The 14233-nt window shown below is 70.6% G+C and carries 14 protein-coding genes; 8 read left to right on the top strand and 6 right to left on the bottom strand.

What is annotated here, in order from left to right; genetic code table 11:
* Positions 1–161 precede the first annotated feature (161 nt).
* From WH07_RS12270 to WH07_RS12260, 3 genes are all read right to left on the bottom strand, one after another.
* Positions 162–608 (bottom strand): DUF6304 family protein, encoded by a 447-nt coding sequence (locus WH07_RS12270; protein ID WP_046499347.1) that lies wholly within the window; start codon positions 606–608, stop codon positions 162–164.
* 429 nt (positions 609–1037) lie between these two features.
* The gene (locus WH07_RS12265; RefSeq protein WP_408645837.1) at positions 1038–2114 is read right to left on the bottom strand and encodes a family 2 encapsulin nanocompartment cargo protein polyprenyl transferase; all 1077 of its coding nucleotides are present in this window, start codon (positions 2112–2114) and stop codon (positions 1038–1040) included.
* Positions 2115–2200: 86 nt separating this feature from the next.
* A complete protein-coding gene (locus tag WH07_RS12260; RefSeq protein WP_046499344.1) occupies positions 2201–3613 on the bottom strand; it encodes a family 2B encapsulin nanocompartment shell protein in 1413 nt (470 codons plus the stop codon).
* Positions 3614–3841: 228 nt separating this feature from the next.
* Here WH07_RS12260 and WH07_RS12255 point away from each other — a divergent pair, with 228 nt between their 5' ends.
* Together WH07_RS12255 and WH07_RS12250 are read left to right on the top strand one after the other, a co-directional pair.
* Positions 3842–4432, top strand: a complete 591-nt coding sequence (locus tag WH07_RS12255) for an N-acetylmuramoyl-L-alanine amidase (RefSeq protein WP_046499342.1) — start codon at positions 3842–3844, stop codon at positions 4430–4432.
* A 37-nt stretch (positions 4433–4469) separates the two neighbouring features.
* On the top strand, positions 4470–5420 hold the full coding sequence (locus WH07_RS12250) for a 1-aminocyclopropane-1-carboxylate deaminase/D-cysteine desulfhydrase (RefSeq protein ID WP_046499340.1): 951 nt from the start codon (positions 4470–4472) through the stop codon (positions 5418–5420).
* A gap of 198 nt (positions 5421–5618) precedes the next feature.
* Here the strand turns inward: WH07_RS12250 and WH07_RS12245 are convergent, their stop codons facing one another.
* Entirely contained in the window at positions 5619–7229 is a 1611-nt protein-coding gene (locus WH07_RS12245) for a Na+/H+ antiporter (protein WP_046499338.1), read from the bottom strand.
* A gap of 35 nt (positions 7230–7264) precedes the next feature.
* Between WH07_RS12245 and WH07_RS12240 the strand changes: the two genes are divergently transcribed.
* From WH07_RS12240 to WH07_RS12230, 3 genes are all read left to right on the top strand, one after another.
* Positions 7265–7525, top strand: coding sequence for a UBP-type zinc finger domain-containing protein (locus WH07_RS12240; protein WP_046499335.1), 261 nt, complete (start codon positions 7265–7267; stop codon positions 7523–7525).
* Positions 7526–7770: 245 nt separating this feature from the next.
* Positions 7771–8184: an ATP-binding protein gene (locus tag WH07_RS12235; RefSeq protein WP_046499332.1), complete on the top strand. Its 414-nt coding sequence runs from the start codon at positions 7771–7773 to the stop codon at positions 8182–8184.
* Positions 8185–8226: 42 nt separating this feature from the next.
* Entirely contained in the window at positions 8227–9171 is a 945-nt protein-coding gene (locus WH07_RS12230) for an RNA polymerase sigma factor SigF (RefSeq protein WP_046499363.1), read from the top strand.
* 110 nt (positions 9172–9281) lie between these two features.
* Here the strand turns inward: WH07_RS12230 and WH07_RS12225 are convergent, their stop codons facing one another.
* A complete protein-coding gene (locus WH07_RS12225) occupies positions 9282–9713 on the bottom strand; it encodes a hypothetical protein (RefSeq protein ID WP_198533789.1) in 432 nt (143 codons plus the stop codon).
* 116 nt (positions 9714–9829) lie between these two features.
* Between WH07_RS12225 and WH07_RS12220 the strand changes: the two genes are divergently transcribed.
* Both WH07_RS12220 and WH07_RS12215 read left to right on the top strand, forming a co-directional pair.
* Positions 9830–10798: a diacylglycerol/lipid kinase family protein gene (locus WH07_RS12220; RefSeq protein WP_046499359.1), complete on the top strand. Its 969-nt coding sequence runs from the start codon at positions 9830–9832 to the stop codon at positions 10796–10798.
* Between the two features lie 316 nt (positions 10799–11114).
* Entirely contained in the window at positions 11115–11372 is a 258-nt protein-coding gene (locus WH07_RS12215; protein ID WP_004937597.1) for a WhiB family transcriptional regulator, read from the top strand.
* A 221-nt stretch (positions 11373–11593) separates the two neighbouring features.
* Here the strand turns inward: WH07_RS12215 and WH07_RS12210 are convergent, their stop codons facing one another.
* Positions 11594–13087, bottom strand: coding sequence for a sensor histidine kinase (locus WH07_RS12210; RefSeq protein ID WP_046499326.1), 1494 nt, complete (start codon positions 13085–13087; stop codon positions 11594–11596).
* Between the two features lie 336 nt (positions 13088–13423).
* On the opposite strand from WH07_RS12210, the gene nagB reads away from it, so the two are divergent.
* The gene (gene nagB, locus WH07_RS12205; protein WP_046499322.1) at positions 13424–14206 is read left to right on the top strand and encodes a glucosamine-6-phosphate deaminase; all 783 of its coding nucleotides are present in this window, start codon (positions 13424–13426) and stop codon (positions 14204–14206) included.
* The last annotated feature ends 27 nt before the right edge of the window (positions 14207–14233 follow it).

The following is a 14233-nucleotide window of genomic DNA, read 5'->3' as shown; positions in this document are numbered from 1 at the left end:
GAGCTGAGGGGGCGGTGGGCTGAGGGGACGGCGGAGCCACCCCAGGACCAGGTCAGGTGACCGGGTTCGGCGACCAGGTCAGGCGACTGGTTCCGGCGACCCGGGCCGGCCACGCGCGGTCAGCCGTGCGGCTGCCACGGCGCCCCACCGGCCTCGCCCACTCAGGCCGCTCCCACCAAGGACTTGCCGCCCAGTTCCATGCCCTCCGGGAGCTGGCGGCGTATGCGGTCCAGTGCCTCTTCGAAGCCGCCGCCGGCGATGCCCGACGCGTACGCCGCGCCGCCGAAGTGGAGGGTCAGGCTCAGTTCCGGGCCGCGGCCGGCCGGCCCCTCGGGGCCGCGCTCGCCGATCGCCAGCAGACAGCTGAGCGTGGCCTGCTGGACCGTACTGCCCGAGCCGACCGGCAGCGGGATGTCCCACTCCATGACGCACGACGACAGGGCCTCGCCCGCGCCCACCGGCTCCAGCGTGGCGAAATCCGCCCCTTCGTACTCAACTCCCCTTATTCGGGTGCGCACTTGCCGCCCACCCGCGGTGAGGGTGATCGCTTCCGCTCCCTGGCGGTCCCGGTACCAACCCGCCCATGTGTCCGTCGACTCCGCTGTCATGGCGCGGACTGTAGCGCTAGCGGATCTTCCTCCGCAGCACGGGTCACCGCTTCCTGTCGTACTTCCGGACAAGTACCCCATGCTTCCGGACAGGCGTGCCCCTCCCGAAGGCGGGACACGCCCCTCGTACGGCCCCGCGTCGGTCGTACGGACCGGTCAGAACCATCGGCGTACGGTCAATTTCCGGCGGATTCAAGCCACATGGGCCACATCTGCGGCGCGCCGGGCAGGTCGCCCGTCGTGCCCATGAACGCGAACCCGAGCCGTTCATACAACCGTCGGCCGCGCCCAGTTGCGCCGGGCCGTGCGGATGGATCTCATCCGTCACCCGGCCCGCCGACCGGACGACCAGCAAGTCAGCCGATCAGCCAGTCAGCCAGCCGCCCGACGGCCCACGGCCCACAGCCCACGCCCCAGACACCATCCGCCTCACCGCGTACGGCGCGTCACGAACTCCGCCAGCGCCAGCAGATCCCCCGCCGCCGCCAGATCCGGCACCGCCCGCGAGAGCTGGTGGACCGCCCGGGACATCCGGTCCGCCGCCTGCTGCTGCGCCCAGTCGCGACCGCCCGCCCGCTCGACGGCCGCGGTCGCGCGCCGGACCGCTTCGGGGTCCATCGGCGCCCGGTACAGCTCCGCCAGTTCCTCGGCCGCCGGGGTGCCGGACGACAGGGCCGCGACCACCGGCAGTGACTTCTTGTGCGCGACGAGATCGGCGCCGGCCGGTTTGCCCGTACGGCCCGGGTCCCCCCAGATCCCGATCAGGTCGTCGATGAGCTGGAACGCGAGTCCGGCCTCCCGGCCGAAGGCGTCCAGCGCGGCGACCTCGTCCTCCCCCGCGCCCGCGTACAGCGCGCCCAGTGCGCATGAAGCCCCCAGCAGCGCGCCCGTCTTGGCGGTCGCCATGGCGACGCACTCGTCCAGCGAGACATCGAGCGGATCGCGCCGCTCGAAGGCACAGTCCGCCTGCTGGCCCGCGCACAGCTCGATGACACAGGCCGCGAGCCGCGCCGAGGCGGCGGCGGACACCGGATGGGGGTCCTCGGCGAGCAGCCGCAGGGCGAGGGACATCATGGCGTCGCCCGCGACGATCGCGTCCGGCGTGCCGAAGACCGTCCAGGCGGTGGCGCGGTGCCGCCGGGTCGGGTCCTCGTCGATCACATCGTCGTGGAGCAGGGTGAAGTTGTGCGCCAGCTCCACGGCCACGGCCGCCCGTACGGCCTGCTCCGGGTCGCCGCCGAGGGACCGGGCGGCGGCGAGGACGAGCGCGGGTCTGATCGCCTTCCCGGCCCGCCCGGAGGCGGGTGTTCCGTCGGCGTGCTCCCAGCCGAAGTGGTACATCGCGACCCGCCGCAGCGGTACGGGCAACGACTCGACGGTGGAACGCAGTGCGGGATGGACGGCGGTACGGGTGCGCTCCAGCAGAGCGACGGCCTCATGGCCCTCGGCCGCGGTGTCCGCACCGCTCCCGCCGGCCCCGTCCGTGCTGATCGTGGTCACGGTCACTTCCTCTGTGGCATGTGGCGTGCGGGGACCGATGGGGAGGGGAGGCCGGGCACCTGCTGCCGGTGCCCGGCGCCCCGGCTCTCACCTCACGTCCAGCGCCCCACCTCCACGTTCTCCAGCACCCCGAGCGCGTCCGGCACCAGCACCGCCGCCGAGTAGTACGCCGTGACCAGGTACGAGATGATCGCCTGCTCGTCGATGCCCATGAAGCGGACCGACATGCTCGGCTCGATCTCGTCCGGGATTCCGCTCTGCTGGAGCCCGACGACCCCCTGCTCGGCCTCGCCCGTACGCATACAGATGATCGAGGTCGTCCTGGCGTCGGAGATCGGGATCTTGTTCGAGGGGAAGATCGGCACTCCGCGCCACGCGGGCACATGGTGGCCCCCGACCTCGACGCTGTCCGGGTAGATCCCCCGCCGGTTGCACTCGCGTCCGAAGGCGGCGATGGCCCGCGGATGCGCGAGGAACAGCTTGGATCCCCGGCGGCGCGAGAGCAGCTCGTCCATGTCGTCCGGGCTGGGTCCGCCGTCGTGCGGCTGGAGCCGCTGCCCGTAGTCGCAGTTGTGCAGCAGCCCGAACTCGCGGTTGTTGATCAGCTCGTGCTCCTGGCGCTCGCGCAGCGCCTCGACCGTGAGCCGCAACTGCTGCTCGGTCTGGTTCATGGGCTGGTTGTAGAGGTCGGCGACCCTGCTGTGCACCTTCAGTACGGTCTGCGCGACGCTCAGTTCGTACTCGCGCGGCGACGCGTCGTAGTCCACGAAGGTGTGCGGTACGACCGCCTCGCCGACATGGCCCGCCGAGAGGTCGATCGCGGCCTCGCCGTACTTGTTGGTGCGCTGGCGCGGTACGAAGGCGAGCGCGGCCAGGTGGGTACGGAGCGACTCCTCGCGGTCGGCGAGGTTCAGTACGTCGCTCCTGCTCAGTGTCAGGACCGTGCACGCCGTCGCCGCGCGTGCGGTGTATTCCCAGGTGGCCTCCCCATCCACCAGGGCCTGGTCCCCGAAGTACGCGCCGTCGGCGAGCACTTCGAGCACGGCGTCGTCTCCGTACGGCCCCGGGCGCGTCTTCTCGACCCTGCCGTGCGCCAGCAGAAAGACCTGGTCCGCGGGACTCCCGGAGACGGCCAGGGTCTCGCCGGCCGCGAACTCCCGCTGCTCGCAGCGGCGCGCCAGCTCGGCGAACACCCCTTCGTCGCCGTACGCGCGCAGCGCGGGCAGCTCCCCCAGCTCGGCCGGGACGACCGTGACCCGGTCCCCGGTCTGTACGAAGGTGACGCGTCCGTCACCGACCGCGTAACTGAGCCGGCGGTTCACCCGGTAGGTGCCGCCCTGCACTTGGACCCATGGCAGCATCCGCAGCAGCCACCGGGAGGTGATCTCCTGCATCTGCGGTACCGATTTGGTGGTGGTCGCCAGGTTCCGGGCGGCGGCCGTGCCCAGACTCTGCTGGGCCTGGGCCGGCGGCTGCGCTGCGCGGACCTCGTCACCAACCGACATGAAGTCTCCCTCTCGATCATGTGCTGACCTGCAAGCAGAAAGCTTCCAGCACGGTGCGTGGGCGCGCCATTACACAAAAGAGTGGGACTGGATCCACGCCGACGGGGCACAGGACCCCCTTTGTCCTGATCGGCTCGCACACGGTCCGAACAGCCAGTAGGGACAAGGGGGTTCGGGTAACAAGCGCGGTACGGGACATTCCGTTCGCCAAACAGGAGGGAGTCGGCCATGGCCCGACCCATGTCCGCGGGACGTTTTCTCGACGCGCTCACGAGCGAGGGCCTCACGGTCGTCGAAGTCGGCGACTGGCGTACCCACAACCGCGACCACAAAGGGCCCTGGGGGCCGGTCCACGGAGTGATGATCCACCACACCGTCACCCGGGGCACCGACGCCACCGTACGGCTGTGCAAGAACGGCCACACTGCCCTGCCGGGCCCCCTGTGCCACGGTGTGATCGCCAAGGACGGCGCGGTCCATCTCGTCGGGTACGGCAGGGTCAACCACGCGGGGCTGGGCGATGTCGACGTACTGCGGGCGGTGATCGCGGAGCGGCGGCTGCCGAAGGAGCGCGAGGCCAACACCGACGGGAACCGCTACTTCTACGGCTTCGAGTGCGAGAACCTCGGCGACGGCGAGGACCCCTGGCCCGACGCCCAGTTGGAGGCGATCGAGCGGGCCGCGGCGGCCGTCTGCCGGCAGCACGGCTGGAGCGCGGCCTCGGTGATCGGGCACCGGGAGTGGCAGCCGGGCAAGGTCGACCCGCGGGGCTTCACGATGGCGTCGTTACGGGCCCGAGTGCACGACCGCCTGGCCTGACGGCGCGGTCTCCGGCCACGGACCCGACAATGGGCGGATGACCTCCTACGAAGCGCTCGATCCCGGCGTACTGCGGCCACGGCTCCCGTCGCCGCTGCTGCCGGCCGAGGACGAGCGCTTCGCCCGGCACGGCGTACGGCTGCTGCTCAAGCGCGAGGATCTGATCCACCCGGAACTGCCGGGCAACAAGTGGCGCAAGCTGGTGCCGAATCTGCGGGCCGCCGCGGCCGGCGGCCGGCGCACCCTGCTGACCTTCGGCGGGGCGTACTCCAACCACCTCCGCGCGACGGCGGCGGCCGGGCGGCTGCTGGGCTTCGGCACGGTCGGTGTCGTACGGGGCGACGAGCTGGCCGGACGTCCGCTCAACCCGTCGCTCGCCAGGTGCGCGGCCGACGGGATGCGGCTGGCCTTCATCGACCGCGGGGCGTACCGCCGTAAAACAGACCCTTCGGTTGTGGCCGGCCTCCTCGCGCGGGAGGGGCTCGATCCCGGCTCGGTGTACGTCGTACCGGAGGGCGGCAGCAACGCGGCAGCCGTACGGGGATGCGCGGACCTCGGCCGCGAACTGCGCGGCGAGGCGGAGACCGTGGCCGTCGCGTGCGGTACGGGAGGGACGCTGGCGGGGCTGGCCGCCGGGCTGGGTCCGGAGCAGCGCGCGGTGGGGTTCCCGGTGCTGCGGGGCGGTTTTCTGGAGCGGGAGATACGGGACCTCCAGAGGGCGGCGTTCGGGGGTCCCGCGGGGCGGTGGAGCCTCGACGACCGGTTCCACTGCGGGGGTTTCGCCCGTACGGCTCCGGAGGTCGAGGCGTACGCGCGGGACTTCGAGGAGCGGCACGGGCTGCCGGTGGAACGTCTCTATGTCGCCAAAATGCTGTATGGACTTGGCGTCTTGGCGCAGGAGGGGGCGTTCGCGCCGGGCTCGGCGGTGGTGGCGGTGATCACGGGGGTGCCGGAGCCGGACGCCGAACCGGGCGAACCGGACGCGTGAGGGTGCCGGAGCCGGGCCGACCGAACGCGTGAGCATGCCGGGGCCGCCCGGGATCGCCTGGCAGACGGGCCCAGTCCTCAATCGCCGGACGGGCTCGATCTGCCCGCCCGGACAGACTGGGCTCCACGCCGGACGGCATGCGTCTCCTGCACCGGGACGGGCTTGCCCCTTCCGCCCGGGATCGCCCGCCGGACGGGCTCAGTCCTCCGTCTCGCGGTACGCCGCCGCCTCCTCCAGGTCCAGCCTGCGCAGCAGCGTCCGCATCATCTCGTCGTCGATCCGCCGCCGGTCCCGCAGCTCCACGAACACCGAGCGCTCCGTCTCGATCATCTCGCCCGACAGCCGCCGGTAGGTGTCGTCCGCCGACTCCCCCGTCACCTCGTTGACCGCCCCGAGCCGCTCCCAGACCGCGTTGCGGCGGCGCTCCAGGACCGCCCGCAGCCGCTGCGCCAGCGGTTCGGGCAGCGCGTTGCGCTCATCGGCCAGCAGCTCTTCCAGCCGCCGCTCCGCCGCCGCCGAGGCCTCGCTCTGCGCCTGCGCCTCGGCCAGGGTCTCGGCCTGCCGGTCGCGGGACGGCAGCATCCGCGCCCGGATCAGCAGCCGGATCAGCACCGGCAGGGTGAGCCCCTGCACGACCAGGGTGCCGATCACCGTCGTGAAGGTCAGGAACAGCACCAGATTGCGCCCGGGGAACGGTCTGCCGTCGTCCAGCGCCAGCGGGATCGAGAACGCGATCGCCAGCGACACCACACCCCGCATGCCCGCCCAGCCGACGATCAGCGGCGAGGTCCAGTTGGTCTCCGGCTCGCGCTCCTTGATCCGCCGGAACAACGCGCGCGGCAGGAACGTCGCCGGATAGACCCAGACGAAGCGGACCACCACCACGGCCACGAAAACCCCGACGGCGTAGACGAGCGACTCCCCGACTCCGTACTCCCCGAGCCCTTCGAGGACGAACGGCAACTGGAGCCCGATCAGGGCGAAGACGGCCGACTCCAGGATGAACGCGACCATCTTCCACACCGCGTGCTCCTGGATCCGGGTCGCGAAGTCCACCTGCCAGGAGCGGTGCCCCAGATAGAGCGCGACCACCACGACCGCCAGCACCCCGGACGCCCCCGCCTGTTCGGCCAGCGCGTAGGCGACGAACGGGATGAGCAGGGAGAGGGTGTTCTGGAGGAGGGGCTCGGTGAGATGCGTACGGAGCCAGTGCAGCGGCATCATCAGCACCAGGCCGACCCCGACCCCGCCGAGCGACGCCAGCGCGAACTCCGCCATCCCGCCCGCCCAGCTCGCGCCCGCGCCCACCGCCGCGGCCAGCGCCACCTTGAAGGCGGTGATCGCGGTGGCGTCGTTCACCAGCGACTCGCCCTGGAGGATGGTGGTGATCCGGCTCGGCAGGCGCAGTCTGCGGGCGATGGCGGTGGCGGCCACCGCGTCCGGCGGCGCGACCACCGCGCCCAGCACCAGAGCGGCGGTCAGCGGCAGATCGGGCACCAGCAGATAGGCGAGCCAGCCCACCGCGACGGTGGCGAAGAGCACATAGCCGATCGAGAGCAGGGCGACGGGCCGCATGTTCGCACGCAGATCGAGATACGAACTGTCCACCGCGGCCGTGTACAGCAGGGGCGGCAGCAGCAGCGGCAGCACGATGTGCGGGTCGAGTGTGTAATCGGGCACACCCGGCACATACGAGGCGATCAGCCCCGCGGTCACCAGCAGCAGCGGCGCCGCCACCGGTGTCCTGCGCGATGCGCCCGCGATCGCCGCGCTCCCCGCCACCAGCGCGACCAGGGGCAATACGTCCATCCCACCGTCCTCACACGCGTCGTAACCTGGTCATCATGAGTGAGTGCCCCCACATCGCGGAACTGCCGCGCTCCGAGCCCGCCCCGCGGGGCGAGACCTGCGGGGCATGCCTCGCGGTCGACGGCCATCCCGTCCAGTTGCGGCTCTGCCTCGTCTGCGGACACGTGGGCTGCTGCGACTCGTCCCCGTATCAGCACGCCACGCGGCACTTCAAGGAGACGGGGCACACGGTGATGCGGAGCTTCGAGCCCGGTGAGAGCTGGCGGTGGTGCTATGCCGACGGTTCGATCGTCTGACGGCTGGGTACGTCAACCCTCCCCCGGCAGCCCGGAATTGAGGGCGGCAGACCACTAGCCACTTTCCGTGTTCATATGCTTACCATGAGTGACAGTCGCCGGACGGGGGTCCCCGGCGACACAGCACCATGGATCGCGATAGCGTCGCCAGTCCAGACCGGCTACGTACCGACTACGTACCGCGAGGCTCCGGGACATCCCCCGTTCCGGAGCCCTGAAGAGCTTGTGCCACCTTGGAGGTGAGGGTGTCCCAGATCGCAGGCGAGCCCGGGACCGAGGACTTCGTGGAAGTCCGGCTGCCCGCTGCGGGTGCCTACCTGTCCGTGCTGCGTACGGCCACGGCCGGCCTCGCGGCACGCTTGGACTTCACCCTCGACGAGATCGAGGACCTGCGTATCGCGGTGGACGAGGCCTGCGCGATCCTGCTCCAGCAGGCCGTACCGGGCTCCGTCCTCAGTTGCGTCTTCCGCCTTGTCGAGGACGCGCTCGAAGTGACCGTCTCTGCGCCCACCACGGACGGGCGGGCGCCGGAGCGTGACACCTTCGCCTGGACGGTGCTCTCGGCACTGGCGGGCAAGGTCGACTCGACGGTGGCGGACGACCGTACGGTCACCATCAGCCTCTACAAACAGCGCGGCGCGGGACCCGGGCCGGCGTGAGGAACGAGGAACGGGGACGGTCCGGTGCGTGACGAGGGGCGCATCCCACGGGAACCGCGGGGAGGGCACGAAGCTCCGGAGGAGCTGGTGCTCGCCCCCGCGGGCATCCCGGAGCAGCAGGCCCGTCCCCACCCGGTGGACGGACTTGACGGCCAGACGGCCGCGGCGGAGCAGGCGCAGGCAGAGCGGGCGGCCTTTATGAGCGAGCAGCACAACGACAAGCACCACGATCCACATGACCGCAGCGGTGCGCGGGCGATGTTCGTCGAGCTGCGCAAGCTGCCCGACGGCTCGCCCCAGCGGGCGGACCTCCGCAATCAACTGGTGCGGATGCATCTGCCCCTGGTCGAGCATCTGGCGAGACGGTTCCGCAACCGCGGGGAGCCGCTGGACGATCTGACCCAGGTCGCGACCATCGGCCTGATCAAGTCGGTGGACCGGTTCGACCCGGAGCGCGGTGTCGAGTTCTCGACGTACGCGACACCGACGGTGGTCGGTGAGATCAAGCGGCACTTCCGGGACAAGGGCTGGGCGGTACGGGTGCCGCGCCGGCTCCAGGAACTCCGGCTCGCCCTGACGACGGCCACGGCCGAGCTGTCGCAGCAGCACGGCCGTTCGCCCACGGTCCATGAACTGGCGGAGCGGCTGGGGATCTCGGAGGAAGAGGTCCTGGAGGGGCTGGAGTCGGCCAACGCGTACTCCACACTCTCGCTGGACGTCCCGGACACGGACGACGAGTCCCCGGCGGTGGCGGACACGCTGGGCGCGGAGGACGAGGCGCTGGAGGGCGTCGAGTACCGGGAATCACTCAAGCCGCTGCTGGAGGATCTGCCGCCCAGGGAGAAGCGGATTCTGCTGCTGCGCTTCTTCGGCAATATGACCCAGTCGCAGATCGCGCAGGAGGTCGGCATCTCGCAGATGCATGTCTCGCGGCTGCTGGCCCGCACCCTGGCGCAGCTCCGGGAGCGCCTGCTGGTGGAGGAGTAACGGCGGCGGTCCCGCACGCCCGGCCGCCGACAACGGCCGGGCCCGTTCATGCGGTGGGTTTTTCCGGCGGCGGCTGTCCGGCGAGGGCGGCCCAGGCCGCCGAGTCCGGGCTAGGCGTCGCGAGCCGGTCCGATGCCCAGAGCCTCGGTGGTCGTCGGGTTGACGATCAGGACCAGGCCCGTCACCGCGACCACCGCCAGCGCGATACCGGCGGGAATCAGCGCACCCGTCGCACGCAGCAGCGTCCAGGCCACCGGCAGCGCCATGATCTGGGTGATCAGCGCGGGGCCCCGGCTCCAGGAGCGGCGCAGCAGCAGTCCACGGGCGGCGAGCAGCGGGATGACACCGAGCACGGCCAGCGTGATGCCACCCATCTCCGCCTGCTCGGGCTGGTCGGGCCGCCCGAGCACGCCCATCACCAGCAGATACACCCCGCCGACGACCAGGGCCAGGGCTTCGAGCCCGCAGACGGCGGCCGCCGCGGTCAGACGCGCGGGGCGCGGGGCCGGTGCGGGGGCGGTGTTCTCTTCGCTGCTGCTCACCCATGCAGGGTAACCAGAGCGCTTTCGCGTACGGCCGGAGCCCGGTTCCGTACCGACCGGTAGGCCCGGTCCGCCCGGCGGCGACCCGACGCCGTCCGGCCGGTAATCTGCTGAACATGCGCGCACTTCTTGTGGTCAATCCGGCAGCAACCACCACCAGCGCGCGCACCCGCGATGTCCTCATGCACGCGCTGGCCAGCGAGATGAAGTTGGAAGCGGTGACCACGGAATACCGCGGCCACGCCCGTGACCTGGGCAGACGCGCCGCGGACTCGGACGATATCGAGCTGGTCGTGGCGCTCGGCGGGGACGGCACCGTCAACGAGGTCGTCAACGGACTGCTGCACAACGGCCCCGATCCGGACCGGCTGCCGCGTCTCGCCGTGGTCCCCGGCGGCTCGACCAATGTCTTCGCGCGCGCTCTCGGGCTGCCCAATGACGCGGTCGAGGCGACGGGCGCCATCCTTGATGCGCTGGCTCTGCGGAGCGAACGTACGGTCGGTCTGGGACTGGCGGCCGGGACACCCGGTACGGAGGACGAGGCGGTGCCGGCCCGCTGGTTCACCTTCTGCGCGGGATTCGGCTTCGACGCCGGAGTGATCGGCCGGGTCGAACAGCAGCGGGAGCGCGGGAAACGGTCGACGCACGCCCTCTATGTGCGCCAGGTCGTACGGCAGTTCCTGGAGGAGCCGCACCGCAGACAGGGTCTGATCACTCTGGAGCGGCCCGGCGCGGACCCGGTCGAGGATCTCGTCCTGTCCATAGTCTGCAACACCGCGCCCTGGACCTACCTGGGCAATCGTCCGCTGTACGCCTCTCCCGAAGCGTCCTTCGACGCGGCCCTGGACATCCTCGGGCTGACCAGATTGTCGACACCGGCGGTGGCCAGATACGCGACACAACTGCTGACGTCGAGCCCCGATCGGGGCCCCCATGGACGCCATGCGGTGACTCTTCATGATCTCACGGACTTCACCTTGCATTCCAAGGCACCCCTCCCGTTGCAGATGGACGGAGACCACCTCGGACTGCGCACGAGCGTGACGTTCACAGGCGTACGCCGTGCACTGCGTGTGATTGTGTGAGTGGAAGGGCCCAAACTCCTTTCACTCGAACGTTTAGGCTGGGATCCACCCCATGGAAGTACGGCTGTGACCTAGTCGACACCGAGGAATCAAAAAAAACTTTCCAGAAGGGGTTGTATCCGCCGCCGAGGTTTGCGAATCTCTACTTGGCGATCGGGACGGCCCGCAGCATCGGCCTCCCTGAGAACCAGAACCCCTCCTCATTTCAAGGACCACACCAGTCCGTCTGGCGGTCGGCCCTTCCCTTGTCGGGGGATTCGTGAAAGCGTTCACATTCACAAGCAATCTGCATGTAATACCAAGAGAGGTAGCAGCCATGGACTGGCGTCACAACGCCGTTTGCCGCGAGGAAGACCCCGAGCTGTTCTTCCCCATCGGCAACACCGGTCCTGCGCTGCTGCAGATCGAGGAAGCCAAGGCCGTCTGCCGTCGCTGCCCCGTCATGGAGCAGTGCCTGCAGTGGGCGCTCGAGTCCGGCCAGGACTCGGGTGTCTGGGGTGGCCTCAGCGAGGACGAGCGCCGCGCTATGAAGCGCCGCGCCGCTCGCAACCGGGCGCGTAACGCGACCGCCTGAACCACCCTGCACGAGCCTCAGCCCGGCGGAGCGTACAGCGTGTGCGCATAGACCCGCCCCCGAACCGCAGCGCGCAGTACCCCCCGATGCGCATCGCACAGTGAGCTTCGAGCCGAGCCCCGGACCGTCACCACGGTCCGGGGCTCGCTGCTGTGCGTACGTCGCCGCTGTGCGTGGATGTCAACGCGGCGCCAAGTCCGCCATCCTTACGGCTGGTTCGGCTACTTCTGCGGCTCCACCGGAATATCGAGCGCGACCCGTGTGCCGCGGCCCGGCGCCGGCACCATGTCGAAGCCGCCGCCCAACTCCCCCTCCACCAGCGTCCGTACGATCTGAAGGCCCAGATTGCCGGACTTGTGCGGGTCGAACCCCTCGGGCAGACCGCGCCCGTCGTCCTGGACGGTGATCAGCAGCCGGGCATCGGAACGGGCGCTGTCCCCACGGTGTTTGCGGGAGTCCCCACTGCGTACCACCGACACATCGACCCGGCCCTGTTCCCCCGGAGCGAAGGCGTGTTCGAGGGCGTTCTGGATGATCTCGGTGAGCACCATCGAGAGCGGGGTGGCCACTTCCGCGTCCAGGATGCCGAACCGTCCCGTACGGCGGCAGACGATCTTGCCCGGTGAGATCTCGGCGACCATCGCCAGCACCCGGTCGGCGATGTCGTCGAACTCCACCCGCTCGTCCAGATTCTGGGACAGCGTCTCATGGACGATCGCGATCGAACCGACCCTGCGCACCGCCTCGTTGAGCGCCTCGCGGCCCTGTTCCGAGTCCATCCGCCGGGCCTGGAGGCGCAACAGCGCGGCGACGGTCTGGAGGTTGTTCTTCACCCGGTGGTGGATCTCCCGGATGGTGGCGTCCTTGGTGATCAACTCGCGCTCGCGGCGGCGGAGTTCGGTGACATCGCGGAGCAGCACCAGTGAACCGATGCGGGTGCCCTTCGGTTTGAGCGGGATCGCGCGGAGCTGGATGACCCCGCCGCTGCCCTCGACCTCGGTCTCCCGGGGCGCGTAACCGCTGGCGAGCCGGACCATGGCCTCGTCCACCGGGCCCCGGGCCGGGGCGAGTTCGTCGGTGGTCCGGCCGAGATGGTGGCCGACCAGGTCGGAGGCGAGGCCGAGCCGGTGGTACGCGGAGAGGGCGTTGGGGCTCGCGTACTGGACGACCCCCTCGGCGTCGAGCCTGATCAGCCCGTCGCCGACGCGCGGGGAGGCGTCCATGTCGACCTGCTGACCGGGGAAGGGAAAGGTTCCGGCAGCGATCATCTGGGCCAGGTCCGAGGCGGACTGGAGATAGGTGAGCTCCAGCCGGCTCGGGGTGCGGACGGTCAGCAGATTGGTGTTGCGCGCGATGACACCGAGGACGCGGCCGTCGCGCCGTACGGGGATGGACTCGACCCGTACCGGCACCTCCTCACGCCACTCGGGGTCGCCCTCCCTGACGATGCGGCCCTCGTCGAGCGCGGCGTCCAGCAGCGGTCTGCGGCCCCGAGGCACGAGATGGCCGACCATGTCGTCCTGATAGGAGGTCGGTCCGGTGTTGGGACGCATCTGGGCGACGGACACATAGCGGGTGCCGTCACGCGTGGGGACCCAGAGGACGAGGTCGGCGAAGGAGAGATCGGAGAGGAGCTGCCACTCCGAGACCAGCAGATGCAGCCACTCGAGGTCGGATTCGCCGAGGGCCGTGTGCTGTCGTACGAGGTCGTTCATGGAGGGCACACAGGCGAGCGTACCCGGGGCGCGCTCCGCACCCGCGGGCCGCGGCGCCGCGACGGGACCCTCAACCCGTCCGGCACCGCAGCCCGGAGCAGCCCGGCCGGCGGGTGTGCGGTCCCGTACGGCCGTGGGAGAGGTTCCGCCGCAGTCAGGGCAGAGAGCGCCGGTACCTCGGTCCACCCTCCTGTGCGGGGAGGGCGGAGGCTCTATAGCGTCATTGTGGACTAGACCATTCCATGCTGTCCATGCGTATGCGGAGCCTATTTCTTGGCAGCCCTGCTAGATTGGTCTATACCACATCGGATACTGAGTCAGATCGGCGGGCCCACCGTGGAAGTTGTGATCGTCCAGGACGCGGCGGCAGGAGGCGAACTCATCGCGGAGAGCATCGCCGCCCTGCTGCGCCGCAAGCCCGACGCCCTGCTGGGCGTGGCCACCGGGTCGACCCCCCTGCCCGTCTACGAGGCGCTGACGGCCAAGGTCCGCTCCGGTGCCGTCGACGCGTCGCGCGCCCGGATCGCCCAGCTCGACGAGTACGTGGGGCTGCCCGCCGGTCACCCCGAGTCGTACCGCTCGGTCGTGCTGCGCCAGGTCGTCGAGCCTCTCGGGCTCCCGGAGAGCGCCTTCATGGGGCCGGACGGCACCGCCGAGGACGTCCAGGCGGCGTGCGAGGCGTACGACCGGGCGCTCGCCGAGGCGGGCGGGGTCGATCTCCAGCTCCTCGGGATCGGCACCGACGGGCACATAGGGTTCAACGAGCCCTGCTCCTCGCTGGCCTCGCGCACCCGGATCAAGACCCTGACGCGGCAGACACGGGCGGACAACGCGCGGTTCTTCGACAGCCCCGAGGAGGTGCCGCACCACGTGATCACCCAGGGCATCGGGACGATCCTGGAGGCCAGGCATCTGGTGCTGCTCGCGACGGGCGAGGGCAAGGCGGAGGCCGTGGCGCAGGCGGTCGAGGGGCCGCTCGCGGCGGTGGTGCCGGCGTCGGCGCTCCAGCTCCACGCGCATGCGACGGTGGTGGTGGACGAGGCGGCGGCGTCGAAGCTGAAGCTGGCGCCGTACTTCCGCGACACGTTCTCGGCGAAGCCGGACTGGCAGGGCATCTGACCCGGAGACGACGGTGCCGGGCCGCCC

The organism is Streptomyces odonnellii (assembly GCF_000981895.1).
GTDB lineage: Bacteria > Actinomycetota > Actinomycetes > Streptomycetales > Streptomycetaceae > Streptomyces > Streptomyces odonnellii.
The sequence above is the reverse complement of the archived record's forward strand: the minus strand, read 5'-3'. Positions and strand labels throughout refer to the sequence as shown.